The 22,397-nt window shown below is 65.3% G+C and carries 22 protein-coding genes and 1 pseudogene; 5 read left to right on the forward strand and 18 right to left on the reverse strand.

All coding sequences use genetic code 11. The features are described from left to right. Positions 1 to 48 precede the first annotated feature (48 nt). Positions 49 to 1,458, reverse strand: a complete 1,410-nt coding sequence (locus tag A5688_RS01090) for a wax ester/triacylglycerol synthase family O-acyltransferase (protein ID WP_067831490.1) — start codon at positions 1,456 to 1,458, stop codon at positions 49 to 51. Positions 1,459 to 1,471: 13 nt separating this feature from the next. Further along, positions 1,472 to 2,710: an alpha/beta hydrolase family protein gene (locus A5688_RS01095; protein WP_067831488.1), complete on the reverse strand. Its 1,239-nt coding sequence runs from the start codon at positions 2,708 to 2,710 to the stop codon at positions 1,472 to 1,474. A gap of 241 nt (positions 2,711 to 2,951) precedes the next feature. Between A5688_RS01095 and A5688_RS01100 the strand changes: the two genes are divergently transcribed. Then, positions 2,952 to 3,221, forward strand: a complete 270-nt coding sequence (locus A5688_RS01100) for a hypothetical protein (protein WP_067831486.1) — start codon at positions 2,952 to 2,954, stop codon at positions 3,219 to 3,221. Positions 3,222 to 3,317: 96 nt separating this feature from the next. On the opposite strand, the gene A5688_RS01105 is transcribed toward A5688_RS01100, so the two are convergent. Continuing rightward, positions 3,318 to 3,800 carry a flavodoxin family protein gene (locus A5688_RS01105; protein ID WP_067831484.1) on the reverse strand — a complete coding sequence of 161 codons (483 nt, stop codon included), beginning with the start codon at positions 3,798 to 3,800 and terminating at the stop codon, positions 3,318 to 3,320. Between the two features lie 295 nt (positions 3,801 to 4,095). Between A5688_RS01105 and A5688_RS01110 the strand changes: the two genes are divergently transcribed. From A5688_RS01110 to A5688_RS01120, 3 genes and pseudogenes are all read left to right on the forward strand, one after another. Continuing rightward, positions 4,096 to 5,964 (forward strand): AMP-dependent synthetase/ligase, encoded by a 1,869-nt coding sequence (locus A5688_RS01110; protein ID WP_067831482.1) that lies wholly within the window; start codon positions 4,096 to 4,098, stop codon positions 5,962 to 5,964. A gap of 129 nt (positions 5,965 to 6,093) precedes the next feature. Continuing rightward, complete coding sequence (locus A5688_RS01115) at positions 6,094 to 7,212, forward strand: hypothetical protein (RefSeq protein ID WP_067914663.1); 1,119 nt, start codon at positions 6,094 to 6,096, stop codon at positions 7,210 to 7,212. Positions 7,213 to 7,339: 127 nt separating this feature from the next. Continuing rightward, a pseudogene (locus A5688_RS01120) lies at positions 7,340 to 7,984 on the forward strand (dienelactone hydrolase family protein); the annotation flags it as partial. 130 nt (positions 7,985 to 8,114) lie between these two features. On the opposite strand, the gene A5688_RS01125 reads toward A5688_RS01120, so the two are convergent. From A5688_RS01125 to A5688_RS01140, 4 genes are all read right to left on the reverse strand, one after another. Then, the gene (locus A5688_RS01125; protein ID WP_067831478.1) at positions 8,115 to 8,918 is read right to left on the reverse strand and encodes an HPF/RaiA family ribosome-associated protein; all 804 of its coding nucleotides are present in this window, start codon (positions 8,916 to 8,918) and stop codon (positions 8,115 to 8,117) included. A gap of 80 nt (positions 8,919 to 8,998) precedes the next feature. Then, positions 8,999 to 9,280 (reverse strand): DUF1876 domain-containing protein, encoded by a 282-nt coding sequence (locus A5688_RS01130; protein ID WP_067831476.1) that lies wholly within the window; start codon positions 9,278 to 9,280, stop codon positions 8,999 to 9,001. Between the two features lie 78 nt (positions 9,281 to 9,358). Further along, positions 9,359 to 9,622 (reverse strand): DUF1918 domain-containing protein, encoded by a 264-nt coding sequence (locus A5688_RS01135; protein ID WP_067831474.1) that lies wholly within the window; start codon positions 9,620 to 9,622, stop codon positions 9,359 to 9,361. 92 nt (positions 9,623 to 9,714) lie between these two features. After that, entirely contained in the window at positions 9,715 to 10,083 is a 369-nt protein-coding gene (locus tag A5688_RS01140) for an STAS/SEC14 domain-containing protein (protein WP_067831472.1), read from the reverse strand. Between the two features lie 374 nt (positions 10,084 to 10,457). Here A5688_RS01140 and A5688_RS01145 point away from each other — a divergent pair, with 374 nt between their 5' ends. After that, positions 10,458 to 10,865 carry a DUF302 domain-containing protein gene (locus tag A5688_RS01145; protein ID WP_067831470.1) on the forward strand — a complete coding sequence of 136 codons (408 nt, stop codon included), beginning with the start codon at positions 10,458 to 10,460 and terminating at the stop codon, positions 10,863 to 10,865. Here A5688_RS01145 and A5688_RS01150 read toward each other — a convergent pair. From A5688_RS01150 to A5688_RS01200, 11 genes are all read right to left on the reverse strand, one after another. Next, the gene (locus tag A5688_RS01150) at positions 10,834 to 11,355 is read right to left on the reverse strand and encodes a hydrogenase maturation protease (RefSeq protein ID WP_242660408.1); all 522 of its coding nucleotides are present in this window, start codon (positions 11,353 to 11,355) and stop codon (positions 10,834 to 10,836) included. The two genes, A5688_RS01145 and A5688_RS01150, sit on opposite strands and share 32 nt — an antisense overlap. Then, complete coding sequence (locus tag A5688_RS01155) at positions 11,304 to 12,596, reverse strand: Ni/Fe hydrogenase subunit alpha (RefSeq protein WP_067831463.1); 1,293 nt, start codon at positions 12,594 to 12,596, stop codon at positions 11,304 to 11,306. The genes A5688_RS01150 and A5688_RS01155 overlap by 52 nt, the downstream gene beginning before the upstream one ends. Beyond that, positions 12,593 to 13,351: an oxidoreductase gene (locus A5688_RS01160; RefSeq protein ID WP_067831461.1), complete on the reverse strand. Its 759-nt coding sequence runs from the start codon at positions 13,349 to 13,351 to the stop codon at positions 12,593 to 12,595. The genes A5688_RS01155 and A5688_RS01160 overlap by 4 nt, the downstream gene beginning before the upstream one ends. After that, a complete protein-coding gene (locus A5688_RS01165) occupies positions 13,352 to 14,209 on the reverse strand; it encodes an FAD/NAD(P)-binding protein (RefSeq protein ID WP_067831459.1) in 858 nt (285 codons plus the stop codon). It abuts the gene before it with no gap. Continuing rightward, a complete protein-coding gene (locus tag A5688_RS01170; RefSeq protein WP_067831696.1) occupies positions 14,202 to 15,326 on the reverse strand; it encodes a 4Fe-4S dicluster domain-containing protein in 1,125 nt (374 codons plus the stop codon). Before A5688_RS01170 ends, A5688_RS01165 begins: the two co-directional genes overlap by 8 nt. A gap of 58 nt (positions 15,327 to 15,384) precedes the next feature. After that, positions 15,385 to 15,963, reverse strand: coding sequence for an Rv1733c family protein (locus A5688_RS01175; RefSeq protein ID WP_067914683.1), 579 nt, complete (start codon positions 15,961 to 15,963; stop codon positions 15,385 to 15,387). A gap of 72 nt (positions 15,964 to 16,035) precedes the next feature. Continuing rightward, positions 16,036 to 17,031 carry an Acg family FMN-binding oxidoreductase gene (locus A5688_RS01180; protein ID WP_067914665.1) on the reverse strand — a complete coding sequence of 332 codons (996 nt, stop codon included), beginning with the start codon at positions 17,029 to 17,031 and terminating at the stop codon, positions 16,036 to 16,038. 133 nt (positions 17,032 to 17,164) lie between these two features. Next, positions 17,165 to 17,416: a hypothetical protein gene (locus tag A5688_RS01185; RefSeq protein ID WP_067831694.1), complete on the reverse strand. Its 252-nt coding sequence runs from the start codon at positions 17,414 to 17,416 to the stop codon at positions 17,165 to 17,167. 86 nt (positions 17,417 to 17,502) lie between these two features. Beyond that, positions 17,503 to 19,980 (reverse strand): heavy metal translocating P-type ATPase, encoded by a 2,478-nt coding sequence (locus A5688_RS01190; protein ID WP_082955223.1) that lies wholly within the window; start codon positions 19,978 to 19,980, stop codon positions 17,503 to 17,505. A 170-nt stretch (positions 19,981 to 20,150) separates the two neighbouring features. After that, positions 20,151 to 21,017 (reverse strand): hypothetical protein, encoded by an 867-nt coding sequence (locus A5688_RS01195; protein ID WP_067914667.1) that lies wholly within the window; start codon positions 21,015 to 21,017, stop codon positions 20,151 to 20,153. Continuing rightward, complete coding sequence (locus tag A5688_RS01200; protein ID WP_068268025.1) at positions 21,014 to 22,261, reverse strand: acyl-CoA dehydrogenase family protein; 1,248 nt, start codon at positions 22,259 to 22,261, stop codon at positions 21,014 to 21,016. Before A5688_RS01200 ends, A5688_RS01195 begins: the two co-directional genes overlap by 4 nt. Positions 22,262 to 22,397: the final 136 nt, after the last annotated feature.

The raw sequence follows: 22,397 nt of genomic DNA on the forward strand, positions 1-22,397 counted from the left end.
CCGAAGGGCCCTTCCTCAGTGCGCCCAGGTGTTCCCGGACGATCCCGTTCAGCCCTGCACGCCGACGGCGGCTTCCAGTTCGACCAAGGACAGCTCCGTGAGCGGAATCAGGGCGCCGATGTCGCGCACCACCTCGGCGCCCGCAACAAACCCGATCCCGATCCGGTCGGCGTAGGAGCACGTCGTGATGTTGAGAGTTTGACCGTCGTAAACGGTTGACACCGGATACATCTCGTCGATATGAGCTCCGTTGAAGTACATTTCGTCGCGGGGTCCGGGGACATGCGAAATCGGCAGGTTGTATCCGGTTCGGATCTTCGGCGCCAACGGCAGCATCGGGGAGATGACCGTCGCGGCAATGCTTCCCGCCGTGGTCAGCAGGGATGCCGCCGCTCCGCGTTTTGCCACCCAGTCCTTTCCTTCCGACATGGACCGATGGATCAGCGCCAACCGCGCGACCGGATCATCCACATTGGTGCCCAGCGGACATATCCAGAAGCCAAACCTGTTGCCATAATTCTCATTTACGGTCGCGGATTGCGTGCGATCGCGGACGGTGATCGGACAGATCGCTGCCAGCGACTGCTTGGGCAATTCGCTGCGATCACTCAACCACCGGCGCAGAACGGAACCCAGCACGGCGTTGACCACGTCGTTGCCGGTGACCCCGGCAGCCCGTTGTACCGCTTGGATACGGCTCTTCGCCCAACTGCCCGCACTGACCGCACGCCCGGGCCCAAGACGGCCGTTGAACCTGGTATACGGAGCCCCCAGCGGCAGCACGGTGGTGTGCCGGACCAGACCGCCGACCACGGTGGACAACTCGCCGGTAATGACCCGTTCGGCCAAGCCGGTGCTCGACGCCGCCGCACCGGCCAGGAACCGAAGCGGCGCGACCAAACGGCGCAACAACCCTGTCGATGCCGGCGCCGGCGCGCACCCATGACCGCAGTCCGCATGGAAAGGTGGCATTGACCGAAGCATCGGATCGGTGCTCAGCGCATCGGCGATCATCTGAACCCCGGCAACGCCGTCGATGATGGTGTGGTGCACCTTGACGTAAAAGGCGAATCTGCCGTCTTCGAGGCCGTCGATCAGATACGACATCCACATCGGGCGCGACCGGTCAAGCCGCTGGGCATCGAGCTCGCCGATCAGCCGCCAGAACTCGTCGTAACCGCCAGAAACACTGCGGCGCAGGCAATGTCGACTCAGGTCGACGGTCTCGGCATCATGCCAGACCCACATCCCACCGGTATCCAAGCCGCGATGCGGGTACCTGCGAAGCCTCGGATCGGTCGAGTCGTGGGTCGCAAGCGCCGCGCGATAGAGCTCATCGACATAGTCAGGCCCGGCGTCCGCGGGCGGTGACAGTAGCAGCACGGCACCGACATGCATGGGACTGGCCACCAACTCCGCGGTCATCATCGCGGCGTCCAACGGATTCAGCGGATTCACCGTGTGCTCGGCACTACGCGGACTTGTCGCGCCGCATCGCTGGTGAGTCCAGAAGCCCCGACTGCCGTAGCGCCGCCAGCACGAACCGCTGCACCGGCTGCGATCGGAAGAATCCGGTATGTCCACCGGGGTACCAGACTATCTCCGGTTTACCCCAGTGCTCCCAGAGGCGGATCACCTGCTCGCGTGGGTGCACCACTTGGTCAGCGATGCCCGCGTAGATGAAACGCCCCTGCATGGGCACCAGTGGCGTGAGCGAAAGCGGCGAGACCATCCGCCCGATTGGTTCAGCCAACTTCATCGTGGGACGACGTGGGTCGTCGTGGCTCAGGCCGGAGTGCCGGCCCAGCACCGTCACCAGGTCCGCCACTGGGACGCCCAGGATCGCGCAGGTGAGGCCGCTCTCCAGGCTGGCAACCAGCGCGGCGATATAGCCGCCCAGCGACAGGCTGTTCAATCCGATCGGCGAATCCGGCTCCTGCATCCGGATCCAGGACAGCAGGCGCCGGATATCCCACACCGCCTGGGCCGTCGCATGCACGTCGTCGAGAACATTTTCTCCCGGGAAGACCCGGCCCTGGGGAAGCCCGCGCGCCCTGGGGCCGTGCATCGGAAGCACCGGCATGACGACGTTCAGTTTGAGCTCATCGTGCAGTTTCCACGCGCGAAATATGGCGAGATCGAGTGCGCCCCGGCCCATCTCGGTACCGTGCACACACACCAGCCAGGGGCGCGGCTGCGGATGGCGCAGCAGCAGGGCGTACTCACGGTTGTTCCCGGTGTACGTCTGCCAGCGCTGCGCGCCCGGTTCGCCGGGATGCGGCAGGTAGCCACTGTCAAAGGCGAGGCGGTAAAACGAACGTCGGTATCCCCTGACGTGCCGAATAGTCAGTTCCGAAAGGACCGGAGGCTCGCCAAAGAATTCTGTGGGATTGTCCAGCCATCCCTTACCCCCGTAGAAGTCCAGCGCGGCGATGACCTCGCGGGTGATGTGCTCGAACACCTCGGGTCGACTGACCGGACGGCGCGCCTTGAGTCCGGTCAGGACGATTTCGTCGCGAAAAGCCTGTGCGGCCAGCGCGAGGGTGGGCCGTGCGATCGGGAGTTGATTCGGCGCTTGATAGAGATAATCGCGCCACGACTGAGCGAGGTATCGACCGGTGTGCGTGAACGGCTTGATTGCTGCGCCTAACCCGCCGGCGGCAGAGGAGCTCAGTCGCTGACGGTCGTGGCTGGCGGATTCGTCGGCCATGACGGCAGGTTAGCGCGGCCCAGGGCAGTACCTTAGGGGATTACGGCCCGACCAAAGTCACGAAAGTCCTTTACCGGCAACCTAAACCGCCCGCACCGCCTGGGACCAATTACCGGGTTTGAAGGGACTTTGGTCACTCGCGCCGACGTTCGGGCAGTCGTAGCCTCGGGGCGTCCCATAAGGCCGGTCTCAACGCTGAGATGAACGGCCGATCGCGACGAAGTCAGCATGAGGAGTTGTCATGACACAGGCACAGACACCGCAGAAGTCCGAGCCGCCCCGTTGGGCGGAACTGTCCGACGAGGTACTCGAATCGGTCGAGTCCGGCCGTAAGCAGGCCATCGAGGCCGTCCGCAAATTCGTCGATCAGGTCAGCGCCCAGATTCCCGATCAATCTCGGCGCAAAACCGTCGTCGACGCCGCGCTGCAGTTGGCTGAGGAATTGATCACCGCCCGGATCGAGTTCTTCCGCAGCGTGGTACGAAGCGCCGGCGAGGCGGTCAGCAAGTAGAGCTTCACCCGAAAACATCGATGACCGGATGCCCCACCGCCTTTGGCGGGGCATCCGTCCCGGGACGCGCAAACCGCACTATTCGCGAGCCGGCGGTCAGGAAGCGGCGGTGGAGGCCTCGACCCGCCGGCGCAGACGCGCCGCGAACCCCTCGGCTCGTTCAAGATCGCGGCCATCCGGCCGTCCCCTGTTGATGCCCCCGATCAACCCGAATGGCCCAATCGTGTCGAACCCCCGGCACGAGTACGAGCCGATTACCTCAAAACCCTTGGCTTCGAGCCGTTTCCGCAGCGGCCGATGGTAGCCCAACAGCGGAACTTCACGGGCGCCGCTGGTGTAGAACGTGAACGCACGGATACGGTCGACGGTCGGCAAGTGGCGGATCAATTTCTGCAGCCTCGTATCCACGTTCATGTAATAGATGCCCGACCCGAAGCCGATGAGGTCGTACTGGCGCAGCGTGGCGGGGTCGACTGCCTCGGGTGCGACGACCTCGGCACCCAGCGCCCCGGCCATCCGGTCGGCGACCAAGCGGGTATTGCCGTGCGACTTCGAGGAGCAGATGATGAGCGACTTCACTGCTCAACCCCCTTCGTGAACGTGCGGACGCCGGTCCCATGCTGCGTGCGTTGTGCGCCGGCCGTAAGGGCGTAAAGGCACACGGGAGCGGGGCCTTGGTCACTTGTGATGAATCGAGGTATCGCCGGTTGCCTGCCGCGCAAGCACACCGAGGGAAGAGCGGCGCCCGGGACGTTTGTCGGTCTCGACGTGACTTTTGCCTCTACCCGCGACCTGCGGGCAGCGGCAGGATCGAAAGGCTCACAACAGATAGTCGCACCAGCGGTATTCGGCTCGGCAGCAACGGATTAGCACCATGAAAGCATTACACCTTCCGGCGGAGCGGCCCGACTTCGCCAAGATCGAGACTCGCGCACCGTCGGTGGCTCACATGTTCCTCAACCGGGTCGCCGCCACTCCGCACGCCGAGGCCTTTCGATACCCACAGGACCACAGCTGGGAAAGCGTGAATTGGCAGCAGGTCGGCGAACGTGTCTGCAACATCGCCGGCGGCCTGATCTCGTTGGGAATCGCACCAGAGGATCGCGTCGCCCTGGTATCGGCGACGCGCTACGAGTGGGTGCTCATCGATTTCGGCGTGATGTGCGCCGGCGCCGCCACCACGACGGTGTACCCCACGACGAACGACCGCGACACCGCCTACATTCTGGCCAATTCCGGAAGCAGGGTGGTGATCGTCGAGAACCAGACTCAGCTCGACAAACTGCTCGCCCACCGGGCCGAACTGCCCGATGTGCACAAGGTGGTGATGATCGACGGCAATGGTGACGGCGACTGGGTGATCACCCTCGCCGAACTCGAACAGCTCGGAAAGCAATTGCTCGCCGATTCACCCGATGCCGTCACGAAGCGTGTCGCGGCGGTCGGTCCGGATCAGCTCGCCAGCCTGATCTACACCTCCGGCACCACCGGGCGCCCCAAAGGCGTGCGGCTGACCCACGGCGCGTGGACGTATACCGCGGCGGCCATCGACGCACTCAACATCCTCGGCCCCGACGACCTCAACTTTCTGTGGCTGCCGTTGGCGCATGCATTCGGCAAGGTGATGCTGGCGCTGCCGCTTCAGATCGGGTTCCCCACCGCCATCGATGGCCGGGTGGAAAGGATCGTCGACAATCTCGCGGCGTTACACCCCACCATCATGGGCGCCGCGCCACGCATCTTCGAAAAGGCTCACGCCCGCGTCCAGGAGCTGGTCGCCGAGCAGGGCCGGTTCCGCAAGAAGATGTTCGACTGGTCGATCGGGGTGGGTTTGAAGGTCTCGGCTGCCCGGCAAGCGGGGAAGAAGCCCTCGTTATCGTCGTCGCTGGCCTACAAGGTCGCGGACCGGATGGTGTTCTCGACGATCCGGCAGCGGTTCGGCGGGCGGCTGCGATTCTTCGTGTCCGCTGCCGCAGCCCTCGACCGTGATGTCGCGCAGTGGTTCGACGCGATCGGCATCGTCGTGCTCGAGGGCTATGGTCTGACCGAGACCGCCGCGGCGTCGTTCATCAACCGCCCCGGCGCCTACCGATTCGGAACGGTTGGCTGGCCGTTCCCGGCCACCGAGGTCAAGATCGCCGACGACGGTGAGATCTTGCTCAGGGGGCCAGGTTTGATGACCGCTTACCACGATCTGCCCGACGCTACCGCCGAGGCGCTGGACCCGGATGGTTGGTTCCGCACCGGCGACGTCGGCGAGATCGACGCCGACGGCTTCCTGCGAATCACCGACCGCAAGAAGGACATGTTCAAAACCTCGCAGGGAAAGTACGTGGCGCCGTCGGCGATCGATGCGAGATTCAAGGGCCTCTGTCCGTACGTGAGCGAGTTCCTCGTCTATGGCGAGGGTAAGCCGTACTGCGTCGCCCTGATAGGCCTTGATGCCGAGGCGATTACCGAGTGGGCCGCCAAGAACGGGCTCGCGGACAAGTCTTTCGCCGAGATCGCTTGCGACGAGAAGACCCGCGCGATGATCGCCGGATACCTCGACGTGCTGAACTCCGAACTGAATCGCTGGGAACAGATCAAGAAGTTCACGATCGCCGACCGCGAACTGTCGATCGAAGACGGCGATTTGACGCCGAGTATGAAGCTGCGCCGCAAGGTGGTCATCGAAAAATTCGCCGACCGGCTGTCGGCCCTTTACGACTCCGGCACCGAAAAGTCGCTCGCCGCATCATGAGTCGGCGAGGAGCGGCCGGGACTTAAGACCCTTATCGGGAGGCTAACGGCTCTCGCGGCGCCACATCGGCCCTTTGTACGGTATGCGAAACCGACGAGGACACGTCCGGACGAACAGTGGAGGGATGGCATGCGATCAGAACGCTTCAGAAGGCTGACAACGACGCCCGGCCCATTCGCCTCACTATATTTCGACGACTCGCACGACACCGCCGACGCAACGGAGCAGCTCGAGGCGAGATGGCGCGATCTGCGCAGGCAGCTCGAGAATCAGGGCGCCGGTGCACAACTCCTCACGACGGTCGAAGAGGCGGTGCGCGCCCATCGCCCTGCGGTGGGCCGGCGCGGCCGCGCCGTGATCGCGACGAAGGATCAGGTACTGATCAACGAGCAGCTCATCAGCCCGCCTCCGGTTGCGGTGGTTCGCGTATCGGACTACCCCTACGTCGTGCCCCTGATCGACTTGGAGGCACAACAACCGACGTATATGGTCGCCGCCGTCGACCATACGGGTGCCGATATCGCCCTGTATCGGGGCGGCACCAGCGATTGCGTGAGCATCGAGGGCGGCGGCTACCCGGTACACAAGCCGGTCACCGCCGGCTGGAACGGCTACGGCGACTTCCAGCGCTCGACCGATGAAGCGATCCGGATGAATTCGCGTGCGATCGCCCATCAACTGACGCGCCTGGTCGACGAGGCGGATCCCGACGTGGTGTTCCTGAGCGGCGAAGTACGTTCCCGCACAGACGTGGTCGCCGAATTGCCGGAGCGCGTCGGACAGCGGGTGTCGCAGCTGCATGCCGGGACACGCAAGACCGGCGTGGATTCCGAAGAGATTCGCCGACTGACCGCCGCGGAGTTCGAACGACGGCGCCGCAGTGAGGCGACCGACAGCGCGGACCGATTCAAAACCGAAATCGGACGACAATCGGGGTTGGCGGCCGAGGGGCTCGCGGCCGTGTGCGAGGCACTGCGCGACGGCGACGTCGACACCCTGATCGTCGGGGATTTGGATGACATCACGGTGGTCAGCGGCGAAGCGCTCAGCACGATCGCCCCTGACGCCGACGCTCTGTCCGAACTCGGTGAGCCGGTCGAACGGATAGCGCGGGCAGACGAGGCTTTGCCGTTCGCCGCAATCGCGGGTCGCGCCGCATTGGTTCGGGCCGGTGACGGCATCGCACCGGTGGATGGGATCGCGGCGCTGCTGCGTTATGTGTCGGTCGACAGGCTCGTAGGCCAATGATTGGTTGAACAGGGGGCGGATAGCCATGAACACCAACGATGAAGGCATGCGGGTTCGTCGAGGCGAGCGGTCTCACGCCGCCCGCCACAACGATTTACATTTGGTGGCCGGGGCTGACCATGCGTTGCTACGCGACGAGGAAATCCGGGTGACCGCTGGGCCGGTCTCGGTGGCCGGCCAGTTGACCATTCCGCGACAACCGAAAGGCGTTGTCGTATTCGCGCACGGAAGTGGAAGCAGCAGATACAGCCCACGCAATCGGTTCGTCGCCGAAGTCCTCAACGGTGCCGGATTCGCCACGCTCCTCTTCGACTTGCTGATGCCCGACGAGGAGCGCAACCGCGCCAACGTGTTCGACATCGACTTGCTCGCCCGCCGGTTGGTCAACGTCACGGACTGGCTGGCCGGTCAACCCGACACCGCGTCATTGCCGGTGGGTTATTTTGGCGCCAGCACCGGCGCCGGTGCGGCCCTGGCCGCGGCCGCCCACCCCGGTGTCAAGGTGGCGGCCGTGGTGCGCCGCGGCGGCCGGCCTGATCTCGCGGGAATGGCGCTGCCTGCGGTCAAGGCGCCCACCCTGTTGATTGTGGGCGAACGTGACGAGACCGTCCTCAAACTCAACCGGCAGGCGCAACGGATGATGACTGCCAGGTGCAAGGTGGTCGTGGTCCCCGGCGCCACCCATCTGTTCGGAGAACCGGGCACGCTCGAGCAAGCATCGAGGCTGGCTCGGGACTGGTTTGTCGACTACCTTGACGGCCAGGCAGCCTGAGCCCCGAAAGACCTGCGGCGCAACGCAGAACCCGGATGTCTTGTTAGAGCGGTGGTTGGTCCCAGATGACGGGGGTACCGGGACCAACCACCGCGGAATCAGGTCGGGGGTTCGCCTGCGTGGCGACTGTTCAGCATGCCGGCGTGATGAGTCCGAAATGCCCGTCGTAGCGGTGATACAGCACGCTGCCACGACCTCGGGCGGTATCGACGAAAAACAGGAACGGTAGGCCTAGCAATCCAATTCGCTCGATGGCCTGCTCGACGCTGAGAGACGGAGCGGGCTGCGGACTGATGGTCACCGGCAACTCGCATGGCGACAGCTTGTCCGCGTGTTCCGGATTGGCCTGGGCGAGGCGGTATTCCCCGGGCTTACCGCGATACAGCACGCTGTCCTGGTGTGTTCCTTCCTCCGTGAAGAGGTGGAAGTCGTAATCGAGCTGGTCCATCTCGAACGCAGCTTCCTCGACGGTGCACGTTGGCAGACTGTATGCCTTGTGCCGCATGATTCGGCGTTCATTCGCCGGCCGGGGAAAGTATTTGGGCCGATCATGGGGTTCGGATCCGTGCCGCCATTCGCGTCCACTACCCCGCGGAAAGCCACCTCGCTTGGACTCCCAGTGTTCGGCGCTGCGTTCCAGCCGATGAAGCAGACGGGCCTGTAGTAGATCGATCGCTTCCCGCGCGGTCGCGGCTTCGACCTGAGCGCGGACCAGCCGTCCGTTGACGTCGAGGTTCGCCTGCGCGATCACTCGCCGGGCCACAGCCGGATCGGTGTGCTCACTCAGTTTGACGACAGCATGCAGCACCGGCTGGTGGGTATATGGACCAAGCTCGCCGATCTTTGCCCGCGCGTACGTCGCCGCATCCTCCAGCCGGCCATGCGTGACCACCTCGACGTCGAGAACGGCCGGCAAATCGGGTCGCTGCCTCATAATTCGTTGCTACGCTTTCGTAAATCGTTGTTGCAGAGCAGAAAGTCACCACGCCCAAACGGGGTCGCCCATCCCCGGGTTCAGTGGTGCAGACCTGTGATCGGTTGGTGAGTGTTGGCCTGAATGTCGGCTGATGTCAAGGCGAACAGCTGATTCGCCAAATCGGCCAGGGCTCGGGCTATGGCGAGTTCGTCGCCGATCTGCGCGACAGGTTCGTCGGTCGGATCGAGCCGCGACAAACCAACGCCGACGTACCGTTGGCCTTCCCAGGACAGCCGAGCCTTTGCCCGGGTCTTCTCTTCGCGCTCTTCAATCAGCACGTCGATGAAGCAGGTCTTGGTGCCCTCATCGTTGCCGGTCATCGCCAATCTCCTTGTCTGGCAAGCCGATAAATGGACTCGCAGTTGCCTTTGCTAACGGGCCGCCATCGCTTGAAGCGTCTACTTGCTCTTATGGGAGATGGCCGACTGTATGGCGCCGAAGCGGGCCTGCGCACGTTTGTCGGCGCGCGTTTGCTCCGCGGCGGTGACTACGACCGCGTCCGGGCCTGGAAAAACGGTCGCCTCGTGGTCGTTGGCCAGCCACCGCACCACATACGGTGGTGACCCATCTGCTGAGTGAACTTCGGTGATCAAACCCCGCTGGTCGTGCTGATCGATGGTGGTGCCCTTGATCACCAGCCAGTCACCGACTTTTGCCTTCACGCGCCTTTCCTTTCCTTCGGGCTCAATCGTGCACACGCATGACGTGGCGCCGGGAGGGGTATCACGTCACAAACTCAGATGACCAAAGGTCCTCAGCCCGCGGCCCATTCCTTGGCATGCTCGAGCTCGTCGAGCCCGAACACCGCGAGCTCCCCGGGAACCATCCACGACAGGGCATGCAGCGTGTGTGCGACCCACTCCTTGTCGGATACGACTGCGATTCGCTTGAACGCCGAATAATGCGGCAACACGGTGCCCAGCCCCAGCTTGAGATCCTCGAAGAAGCCGCCGGGCCCGAAGCCCTCGTAATCGTCAGGAATGATCTCCACGATTCTGATCTCGCCGGTCTTGAGTAGGTCTTCGAGAGCGGGCTTCATCTCCCGCAGCTCGTCACCACGCAACCGGCCCGACACGCGGAGACCGATCACACCCTGGGGCATATCCTGCAGTTCTTCGATCATCGAATTCTCCTTTGCACGGTCTCAAGCTTCTCCGTGCCGGCCCATACCAACTAGTGCCTTAGGTCATCTGGGAATACCCCACTCGACGATCCGGCAAGTCGGCTCGATGCGCGGGGCTGGATCCGGTCGACTTTGGGACTTCCGCCCCTATCGCAGGCTCCGTTCGGACGATCAGATCGATCCTGTGGACTTCCCTTATTCGGCGCCCCTGATCGGCGCGCCGCGCCGACGCGAGCCGCACGGTCCAGATGCGGGCGAGGGCCCGTGCTGACAGCGGCCGGCATGACCGGCCCCCCGGCAGGCAGCCAGGCCGCGACACGAGTGGCGGGTTCTGCCTACCCGATCTTTCTCGGGTCGTCCGATGACAGGTCAGCATGACCATTGCTTTATCGACGCGCTTAGCCAGCCGATTCCAAGACGCGGTGGATTGCACTCGAGAGGCACTCGCACAAAACGGGTTTGGTGTACTCACCGAGATCAGAATCGCGGAGACACTGAAGGCAACGCTCGGGGTAGCCATCGAGGAGTACCTGATCCTCGGTGCATGCAACCTGGAGTTGACGTACCAGGCCATCAGCGTGGATCGAGATATCGGGTTGTTACTGCCCTGCAACGTCGTGGTACGGGCAGACCCCGGTGATCCCGACACGGTGATTGTCGAGGCGATGGACCCTACCCTCCTGGTGGAGGTAATCGGTGAGCCCGCGCTGTTGGCGATCGCCCGCGAGATCGCGGAAAAGCTCAGTGCTGCTATCGCTTCGTTGACAGCCGTGCACAGTTGATCTCGGCCGCCACCAGGCCGACCACTTCCGGTACCGCAGCTGCCACGGGTGGGGTCAAGCCCACGCCGTGGCCGGTATCGGCCGCTTCGACGGTGAAGACCACCAGCGCGTCGGGGAGTCGGCCGAGGGCTTGCCCTAACGACTGTGTACGACCGAGGTTCATGCCGTGCGAGCTGAATTTCGCGGATTCATCGGCCGCATCGCGCGCGGTGCAGCGGCGAATACGCCCCGGCACCGACGGATTGGCGGCGGCGGCATCGATCACCACGGCCAGAGCGGCGCCGGACCAAGTCTCGATCAGGCCCATCGGTTCGGCAATGCCGGTGACCACCCGAACCCCCGGCAATGCCATGTCGTCGAGCGCCTGGGCGGCGGCGATGCCAACGCCGTCGTCGCACCGGTAGCTGTTGCCCAGGCCGATGACGACGATGTTTCGGCTCACCGGCGCTGCACCTTCAGTGTCAGGAAGTGCGCCGAGCACGAGATGCACGGATCGTAACTGCGAATCGTTTTCTCGCACAGTGCGGTCAGCGCGGCATCATCGAGGGCGAGGTTGTCCGTGATGAGGCGGGCCAGGTCCGCCTCGATCGCGGCTTGATTCTGCGAGGTGGGAGGAATGATGGTCGCCGCCGATACCAATCCGGCGGCGTCGATCTGATAGCGGTGATAGAGCAGCCCACGCGGCGCCTCGCTGACGCCGTGGCCTACCCCGGCCCGGGCGGGAACGTCGACGTACGGGCGCGACGGGCGCTCGTATGCCTCGATGATCCGCAACGCCTCTTCGATCGCGTAGACGATTTCTACGGCGCGAACGAGGATGCTTCGGAACGGGTTTCGGCATTCGCGCGACAACCCGGCGCTCGTCGCGGCCTGAGCGGCGACGGGTGACAGCGCCGACGAGTTCAACGAGTATCGTGCGAGCGGTCCGGTCAAGTGGCGGCCGCCGTCGAGCGTGGCGTGCAACGCCGTCGAGTACGGCACCTGCGACTCGGCAACGTGGCTGGTGAAATCGGCGACGGGGAAAGCCGGGCCGGCGCTGCGCGCGATCACACCATCCTCGATGGGGTAACGGCCGGATGCACTGAGCGCCAGAAACTCGTGGTCAAGCTCGAGGTCGGGGAAATCGAACCGCGACGCCCACTCGACCGTCGCCAGCGCGTCGTCCAGCGCCACGCGCAATTGCTCGGTTACCGGTCTGAAGTCGCCCTTGGTCGGCACGGAATAGAAACCGCCCAGGCGCACATTGACGGGATGTATCGCCCGCCCACCGACAAACTCCATCAAGCGGTTGCCGGCCTTTTTCAGCGCCAACCCACGCTCCACGGCCTCGGCGTGATCGCGCGCCATGCCCACGATGTCGGAGTAGCCGAGAAAGTCCGGTGCGTGCAACAGATAGATGTGCAGCGCGTGACTGTTGATCCACTCGCCGCAATACAACAACCGCCGCAGCGCGATGAGTTCCTCATCGATGTCGACGCCACAGGCTTGTTCGATCGCGTTGCAGGCACTGATCTGATAGGCGACGGGGCATATCCCGCAGATGCGCGCGGTCAAGTCCGGGGGTTCGGTGTAGGCACGGCCGCGCAGGAACGCCTCGAAAAACCTCGGCGGCTCGTAGATGTTGAGCTGGACGCTCTCCAACTCCGCACCCTTGAAGGTGATGTGCAGCGCGCCTTCACCTTCCACCCGGGTGAGCGCGCCGACACTCAGGGTGCGGGTCCCCCCCGTCATTCCTTGCCCCGCTCGGCGGCGAACGGCGCGACGTTGAACGTTGAGAACACCCGGTCGACATCGCCGTCGGACATGCCGTCTCGGCGCAGCAGTGGGATCAATGTCGCGGTGCGTGGTGCCGCCGACGGGCCGAAGCAGCCGTAGCAACCGCGATGATGCCGTGGACACAAGGCTCCGCAGCCGGCGTGGGTGACCGGTCCCAGACATGGAATGCCGTCGGCGACCAGGACGCACGTCACGCCGCGAAGTTTGCATTCCGTGCACACCGTCTTGGCCGGCAGCCGTGGTTTGCGCCCGATGAGCAGCGCGGCGAGGGTATCGAGCAGCTGTCCACGGTCGATGGGGCACCCGGGCAGCTGGTAGTCAACGGTGACGTGCTCCGACGCGGGCGTGGAGGTGGCCAGCGTATCGATGTATTCGGGTTTCGCGTACACGACGGAGGTGAATTCGGCGATGTCGGCAAAGTTGCGGAGCGCCTGCACGCCCCCGGCGGTCGCGCACGCGCCGATGGTGACCAAAACTTTCGATTGGTCCCGGATTTCTTGAATCCGTTGCGCATCACGCCGGGTGGTGATCGAACCTTCGACCAGTGACACGTCGTAAGGACCGCCGACGGTTGCACTCGAAGCTTCCGCGAAGGTGGCGATCTCGACTTGGTCGGCCAGGACCAGCAGCTCGTCCTCGCAGTCCAGCAGGGTCAGCTGACAACCGTCGCAGGAGGCAAACTTCCACACGGCCAGCGTGGGTCGGCTCACTCAAAGCTCCTTCACCCGCAGCAGCGGTCCGGCGATGTCGTAACCGACGACCGGCCCGTCCCGGCACAGCAGTAGCGGCCCCAGCTGGCAGTGCCCGCACCAACCGACTCCGCACTGCATGTTGCGTTCCAGTGACACTCGAATATTCTGCGCTGCCAGGCCTTTCGTCAGCAGGACGTCGGCCGCGAAGCGCAGCATCGGTTCCGGCCCGCACAGGAATGCCGTGGTGCGATCGGCATCGAGCTCGAGCCGGCTCAGAGGCGCGGTGACCAGCCCGACCTCGCCCGTCCACCCGGCTACCGGAGCATCGACGATCAGATGCAGATCGATCTGCGGCTCCTGCGCCCACTTTTCCAGTTGGGCAGCGAATACGAAGTCGGCCCGGGAACGTGCACCGACGATGAGCGTGAGCTTGCCGTAGCGCGCGCGGCGCGCCAGCGCGCCGAGCACGGCCGGGCGCAATGGACACAGCCCGACGCCGCCGGCGACCATCACCAGGTCCCTGCCGACCGCCTCGTCCAATCCCCACGTGGTGCCGAACGGGCCGCGCACGCCGACAACGGTTCCCGGGCCGGCGTCGTGCAGTGCCCGGCTGACCGCGCCGACCGCGCGGACCGTGTGGGTGATCGACCCGTCGGTGACGGTGGGATCACCGCTGATCGAAATCGCGGCTTCGCCGACACCGAACGCGTAGAGCATCATGAACTCCCCCGGTTGGGGAGACCGTAGCGACTCGTCAACCGGAACCAGGGTCAGCGTCGCCGAGTCCGGACTCTCCACCACCCGCGTGCACACCCGATACGGGATGGGCGCCATGGCCGACGCCAGTGCGGTAGTGCCGACCACCCGGTCAGTCATCGCCGGCCATCTTGTTCATTTCCGCGGTGATGTCGATACCGGTTGGGCACCAGGCGATACAGCGCCCGCAGCCGACACAGCCCGACATACCGAACTGATCGTGCCACGTGCCCAATTTGTGGGTCAGCCAATGCCGGTAGCGCGATGCGCCCGACTGGCGAACACTGCCACCGCCGTGAATGTAAGTGAAGTCGAATTCGAAACACGACGCCCAGTGCCGCCAACGCTCGGCGTGCTCCCCCGTGAGATCGCTGACGTCTTCGGTACTGGTGCAAAAGCACGTCGGGCATACCATCGTGCAGTTGCCGCACGTCAGGCAACGACTGGCCACCTCGTCCCATTGCGGCGATTCGCGCGACCGGACGAGCAGGTCCCGCAAATCCGCCTCCGGCATCTGGCGACCCATTCGATGTGCCGCGGCCTCGACATCATCACGAGCAGAGGCGATTTCGTCGTCCTCGGCGAGTCGATGCGATACGGCCGCCAGCACGTCGGCGCCCTCCGCACTGCCGACGTCGACAAGGTAGGACGGCTCGTCGCCCTCGAGCCGCTCCGTGAGGGCCAGGTCGTAACCCGGTCCGGCCGCGGGTCCGGTGCCCATCGACGCGCAGAAGCACAATCCGCCCGGTTCCGTGCAGTTCACCGCGATCACGAAAGCAAGGCGGCGGCGCCCGACAAAAGACTGGTCGGGATAGGAAGGACCGCCCAGCACGCGGTCCAGTGTCGCGATCGCCGCCAGGTCGCACCCGCGCACTCCGAGGAATGCGTACCGGGGAGTCTCTTCTTGGGATTCCGCTTCGCCGGTGCCGCCCCGGGTGCCCGCCCACATGCGCTGCCGGGGTGGGTGGAGAAATTGCTTCCAGGACTGCGGACCGGCCGAGTGCCCGAACGCCGCGTCGTCCTCGCGGCGACGGACCCGGTAGTGTCCCGGACCCACATCGACACCCCACCCGTTGGGCAGATCGGCTGCCGAGGCGAGTTCGGCCAGCACGATCGCGTTGTCCCGTAGCGTCGGACCCACCACCCGGTATCCCTGTGCGATCAGCACCTCGACCAGGCGGTGCAGCCCAGCGGTGGTCAACATCGCGACGCCGGGATCGTCGCCATGTCCGCTCATCGACACATCATCCGCCCGACCCACATCCTCTGCAAAGAGGCGTTTGCCCCTTCTCGCGTCAACGCTGGTTCGTCCGGCCGCCGTTTTCCTGGAAGTGCCTGATCTCGCGCTCCCACCGAACGTCGCGTGCGCGATCGAGCCGCGCACGGATGCCGGTGGCGAGTGCGGCCGAAGCGAGAGCCGTCGCCAGCACGATCGCCAGTCCGGTTGCCAGGGCGACGGTGAAGGCCTGCCAAACCGGAGTCGGCGGGTCCGCCGGGTTGCCGTTCTCATCGATCCAGATCCGGATGTGCTGGCCCACCTTGGCGGCACTGGCGACCAGGATCGGTCCAGAGCGGTCCCCGCCCACGACCGGCCAACTCGCCTGCACCGCAGCCGCATTCACGCGATCTTTTCCGGTAGCCGTGATCGTTGCCACGACCGCGTGCCGTTGATTCGCTTCCTGCACGTACTGACTGTGACGTGAACCGTAGACCGCTGTGCCCGCGACGCCGGCGATGGGTATCGCAACCAGCGACACGACGATCGCCAGCATCGCGACCATGGCTTCGATTCGATCAACACGCCGGAGCAGTGGATTGCGGCCAAAAATGCGGGCGACCCGCCAGCAGCGTGGGTCTAACATGAACTGTTCCATCGCATGCCCCCTCGAGCCCCACGATTCCGGTTTCATGCCGAACATTCACAGCGATCGGGGCCGGCCTACTACTCAGCGGCCGCTGTGTTCGCGCTCGGACATCCATTCGACGAAATCGGAGAAGTCTCGTCGCGGTGTCGACGGCAAGGGATCGGCGTTGATCGGCGCCCAGCCGACCCGCAGCAGCATCTGCGGATAGCTGCTCCCACCGAAGATCTCGGCGCGCACCGCCTCGCGTGTTTCCGCAACCTCCAGCGGTTCGGTAACCGGGCAACTGGCCAAGCCCATCGATGTCGCGGTCAACAGCACGATGCTGGTGGCCTCTCCGGCACGCAGTTGGGCCAGCCTGTCGTCGCTGCGGGTTCCAAGCGCAAGCACCACGGCATTGTCCTCGGCGGCCGACGATCCCGATGGCATCGCTAACGCAGGGCCGGCAAACAGCCGACCCGGGATTCTTGCGCTGGGGTCGGACTGCGGCGTATTCCGTGCGGGAACGCCGGCCTCCGACGCGTAGCGGCCGCTCCATGCGGTGAGTTCGACCAGGTAGTCGTGGTTCATGTGGTCCCAAACCGATTGAGTCACAAGCTTATGCAACCTGTCGGTGTCTTCGACTTGGCACAGCGTCACTCCGTTGCGGGCGGCCCGGGCGGCCATCAGTGCGATGTCGCCCACCGGTACCGGCCAGGAACTGTAGTGGCGCCGGTCGGTTCGTCGCCGGGGTATCGCCGCCGCAAGCGATATGTCAACGGAATCCGCAGTAGCGCGCACCAGCTCGATCGCGGCGAGGTGACTGGGATCATCGGGATTAGGGAAGCGGGTCACCTTGGCTTGCCAACCGACCGCCGCGAATGCAACCGCGCAGTGGTTCAGGGCCGCACCGCAACTCAAGATCAAGTCGCGGCCGTCCGGGTCGGTGTTCGGCAACTGCCGGTCAAGCTCGGAGTAGAGATGCAGGCTCTCCTGGCCCACCAGCCAGCGCCACGGCTGAGTGTTATGCACGGACGGAGCGCGAGACGCCAAGGCCAGCACCGTCCGGACGGTGCCCTCATCGGGAAAGCGCGTAGTCATACTCAGCCCCTTCCATGGCGTGGTCTTGTCAATGATCTTTCGATTACCCGCGGCCGCACGAGGGGATGACGTCCCCAGCTGCGAGTGACTTTGTGCCACAAATCAGGTAATCACGGGGCGATTCGGACGCAACCTACGCTGCGCTCGCAACGCTGATACCCACGGACAGCTGGTTACCGACGGCGCAAGCCGTCACCCAGTCGCCGACGCACGCCGCCCGTGCCAACTCCTCCACCAGGGGGCTATGAGTTCCCAGCTCGGCCAGCCAGGTCGACACGATGGCGGCGATCTCACGTCCAGGCACCGCAACAGTGCGGCCATCATGCAGGCGGTCGGTGACGTAGTAGGTCACCTCAACCCGATTCACATGCCTCGGGAACCTCATCGCAGCCTCCTCGATCGGCCGTAGGCTCGATTCGACCACATCGCTTACTCGGTCCGTAGAGCCGAACGAAACCCGCCCGCAGTCCTTCAGTCGCCCTTGTCGCCGGCCTGAAGTCCCCGCGCGAAAGGCCTTTGGTCACACGAATGCCGAGGCTCAACACCCCGAGCCGCGTCGGCCGGGGTGGGATCGCCCCCAGCTGACGTCAGCTGATTACGTTGCCGCTCAGCGGTTTTGACCGCGGGGGCGAGATCATCCTCCACGAGAACGAAGTAATTTTCCTCTTCCTGAACGAAGTGCAGCCGCAAGAGCGTGTACAGACCGTAGAGGCACGCGAGTAGGTCGTCGACTTGGTCGGGCTGGATCGCTCCGGCCGCCTGCGCGAGAGCCAGATGCGTGCCGATGCGATCGGAAAGACGCTGAATCTCGGCGTGCATCCGGCTCATGGTCGCGGTGGCTGCGTTGCCCAGGGGGCGCGCCAGGGCCGGATACAGCTGATTTTCCTCCGCTTGTTCATGGGGAAGGATCCGCTCGGCCAGCAGGGCATGCGCGGCGGCCAACGATTCCAATCCCGCGGCGTCCGGGCCGGCGACCAGCCGATCCGCGCTGTCCCGCAGGAGTCCGATGGTGTCACGCAGCTCTTCGTGTTCGGCGGCGAAGCGGTGCAACATCTTTTCCGTGCCGGCCGCCAACGACGCCTCGGCGCCGGGGTTGCCCCGCAGTGCCCGCAATGCGTTGAGGATGACGGTGACGTCAATGCCTTCCTGCAGCAGCGCGCCCGCGGCGGGCGGCAACCAGCCCAGCGCGGCGATCACCATGGCCATCAGCGACAGGGCCATGCCGACAACCGCGCTCTGCACGGCAATACGCCGCGACCAGCGGGCGATATCCATGGCGTCAGCAAGTCGGTCGATGCGATCCGTGGTCAGCACGACATCTGCGGCCTCCGAGGATGCCGTGGCGCCCCGCGCGCCCATCGCCACGCCGACGGTGGCCCCGGCCAATGCCGGCGCGTCGTTGATGCCGTCGCCCACCATCACCGTCACGGCGCGCGCGGATTCGTCGCGCACGGCGGCGAATTTGTCGGCCGGCGTCTGCTCGGCGTAGACCTCGTCCAGTCCCAGGATCGCGGCGATTTCGCGGGTTGGCTCCAGGCGGTCTCCGGTGAGCATGATCAACCGATTCAGTCCCGCCTCGCGCAACCGCCGCACCGTGCGCGGCGCCTGGCGACGCAGCGGGTCGCGCAACAAAACGGCACCCACGGGCCGATTTTCGACGCAGATCCAGGCAATGGCCGCACTATCGAGGCGGGCACGATTGAACACCGTTCGTGTCCACGCGCCGGTCACCCCGTCGGGCGGCAGTTTGCCGACGCTGACCGGCCGTCCATCGACCGTTGCCGCGACCCCGCGGCCGGGCTGTTCGAGGACATTGGTGGGCAGCGACAGCGCCAGGCCGCGGCGGAGCGCTTCGGTGACGATGGCCTCAGCCAGTACGTGGGGCGAGAGCTGGTCCGCCGACGCGGCCAACCGTAGTACCGAAGTCGCATCTTCGTCGGGGGCGGCTATCACGTTGACGACCGTCGGCTGTCCCATTGTCATGGTTCCGGTCTTATCCATCACCAAAGTCGTTGCATGACCGAGGTTTTCCAGCACACCACCGCCGCGGATGACGACCCCTGCGCGAGATGCCCGGGACAAACCCGAGACGATCGCCACCGGTGCAGCCAGCAGCAGCGGGCATGGCGTCGCCACCACCAGCACCGCCACGGCACGCACTGCTGATCCGCTCGCCAGCCACGCGATCGCGGCAAGTAGCAGCGCCAGCGGCAGAAACCAGGCCGCGTAGCGGTCGGCCAACCGCACAATCGGCGCATTCTGCGCGCTGGCCCGCTGAGCCAGCCGGACGATGCCCGCGTATGTGCTCTCGGCGGCGGTTGCGGTCGTCCGCAGTTCAAAAGCGCTGCCGGCGTTGATCACCCCGCTGCGGACCGGTTCGCCAACCCCACGCTCCACCTGAAGCGGTTCGCCGGTCAGGACGGACTCATCCAGCACCGCCGCGACGTCGGCCACCCGCCCGTCCACCGGCACCACTTCACCGGGGCCGACCACCAGCACGTCGCCGACGGCGACATCGTCCAGCGGGATCACACTGACCTGCGCACCGATGCGTCGCCGCGCAAAGCGCGGGGCGCGCTGAAGCAGCGCACGCAGGTCGTGCGAGGCGCGGCGCTCGGCCGCCGCATCCAACGCACGCCCACCCGTCAACATCAGCGCAATGAGTGCACCGGCCAGGTACTCGTCGACCAGCAGACAGCCGATCAGCGACAACAACGCAATGAGGTCGACGCCACCGCGTCGGCGGCGTAATGCCGCCATCACCCACACCGCGGCCGGTGCGATCGCGAGTAGCGTGCCGGCAATCCAGCAGGCATCGGCCACCCCGCGCCAACCGCCGAGCCACGCGATCCCCCCGGCTGTCAACGCAGCCAATGTGCCTGCCACCAAAGCCGGTTCGACATAGGGCCGCACCCACGCGATCCAACGCCCGCGCACACCGAAAACCATGAGCGCTTCCTCCGGCCTCGCAATCCGTTCGTGATCGAGAACCAATGCCATCGAGCATCACCGACGACGGCCAACGGCGTCCCCACCGAGTCGATCAGTCGTGCACTCTGGCGGGCAAGTGTCGTAATGCCCGCACTCGCGGGCCTTTCGGCCCGCGGCCGGACCCCGGCTCAGCGGACGATGTCGAAGACCGCCGCGGCACTGGTGACGGCCTTGTCGGCGTTGCCCTCGTCGTGCAGCAGCATGCGCACTCCGACGCGTCCGGCTCCGCCCGGATGTGCGGTGCCCTCGACCCGGAAAGGGCCCACCTTGCCGCGTGACATGAACATCACGTGCCAGCTGACGACCTGCAGCTTCCTGGTTCCCGCGACCTCGGCGGCGAGGTCGATCGCCGCGGTCTCGAGGACGACGTGCTGGGGTCCGATGTGCAGCGCGGCGTCCGGCGACGCGAGTTCGGTGCTCAGCTCGGGCAGGATCCAGTGGCCGTCGCCCCGCCGGCCGGCACCGAAGGCCTGCCACAGCGGCGGCAGGTCGGGCGAATCCTCGACCACCAGCTCCGTGCCCGAAACATCCATGCGGTCCAGGCCTTCCGGCGGGGTGCCGATGATCGCTCCCTGCCCCTCGTTGAAGGCGATGACTCTGCTCGGGTTGTCGGCGTCGACGATCGTGCAGCGGCCGTAGCCCATGGTGCGGCCCTGGTGCACGATGCCCGACCCGACGATCTCGATCCTGTTGACGTCGTAACCCGGATCGATGATCTGGACCGAGGCGATAACCGGATTGGGCACGGCGACCATGTCGGTCTGGCAGCCCTCCGGGGAGGAGATGGCCAACGGCGCCACCATGATTCCGCCCGCTTCGTTGCGCATGTCGCGGCGGATGGTGACGGTGTCGTCGGTCTCGCCCAGATTCATCGACGAGTGTTTGCGACCGATGTAGCGGTAACTGAGCAGGCCCGTCCAGCGGCGGTACAGTTCATCGCGGTAGGCGTCGGAGTCTCCCGCCAACTCTCGGATGTCACGCAGCTGATCGCTCAATTCCGTTCGCCTCCCGGGCCTTTGCCGCGCCGCACCTGGTTGAACGGCACGCCGCGGTCGTCGGCTCGCTCGCGCGGGAAGTTCAACACCCGCTCGCCGATCACGTTGCGCGCCATCTCGGTGGTGCCGCCGCCGATGCTGGCGGTCTGGCGGCTCAGATAGCGCGTCCCGATGTCGAGCAGCCCGCCGTCGTACTCGACCACGGCCGCCGAGCCCGCCATGGCCAGCGCGGTGTCGGTTTCGACGTCGTGAACCTCGGCCATGTACAGGCGGATGATCGATCCCGCGGCGGGCGGCAGGGATCCGCTGGCCACGGCGTGGAAGACGTGTTCGCTGAGTTGTCCATGCACGGCCCGGTGCACCAGCGCCCGGCCGACCATTTCCTGGAGTCGCCGGTTGTCACCCTGATTCGTCTTCTCGATCAAGAACACGAGGTCGACGGAAACATCGTGGGCCTCAGCGATTCCGGGTCCGCTGGTGTACTCCGACCCGTCCCCCATGGTGCGCCGCTCGTGGTAGAGCTGTCGCGACGCGACGTCCCATCCCTTGCCCGGTTCTCCGACGACAGCGTCGTCGCCCACCTCGACGTCGTCGAAGAACTCCTCGCAGAATTCGATGGAGCCGTTGACCTGCTGGATGCGGTTGATGGTGACGCCGGGATGGGCAAGCGGTACCAGGAACATGGTCAGCCCCTCGTGTTTGGGCACGTTCCAGTCGGTCCGGGCCAGGCACAGACCGTAATCGGCGGCGAACGCCCAGGTGCTCCAGGTCTTGGCGCCGTTGATGATCCATCGTCCTTCCCGGCGCTCGGCGCGGGTGATGACGCCGGCCAGATCCGATCCCCCGTTGGGCTCGGACAGCAGTTGCACCAGCACCTCATCGCCGCGCAGCGCGGCCGAGATGTGCGTGCGCTTTTGCTCCTCGCTGCCCATATCGAGAATCGTGGCGCAGCAGATGGCGAACGACGGGACGTTGAGCAGCAGTGGTGTCTCGTAGGCCTGGGACTCGGCGTCGAACGCCTTTTTGTATTCGTAGCTCAGCCCGAGCCCGCCATACTCGCGCGGAAAACAGATCCCGGCGAATCCGCCGTCCCACAAGAGCTTTTGCAGTTCACGAGCCCGGCGCCACGACGGCAACTCATCGCGCTCCAGCGTCGCCGCCTTGGCCGGATCGAGTCGTGGCATGTTGGCGGCCAGCCAGGCCCTGGCCCGGCTCCGGAATTCCTCGACGGATTCGGAAGTCACACCGATGGCCTCTCGTTCGACGTCGACCGTGTGCTGGGCGACTGTACAGCACCGCCACCCGGGTGTATAGGCGCAGCTGGGTGCGCCGTGACCCGCTGTCCGGCACCGCGGTCGCCCGCAAGTAATCTGCGGTCGA

Source organism: Mycobacterium mantenii, from assembly GCF_001667865.1.
GTDB lineage: Bacteria > Actinomycetota > Actinomycetes > Mycobacteriales > Mycobacteriaceae > Mycobacterium > Mycobacterium mantenii_A.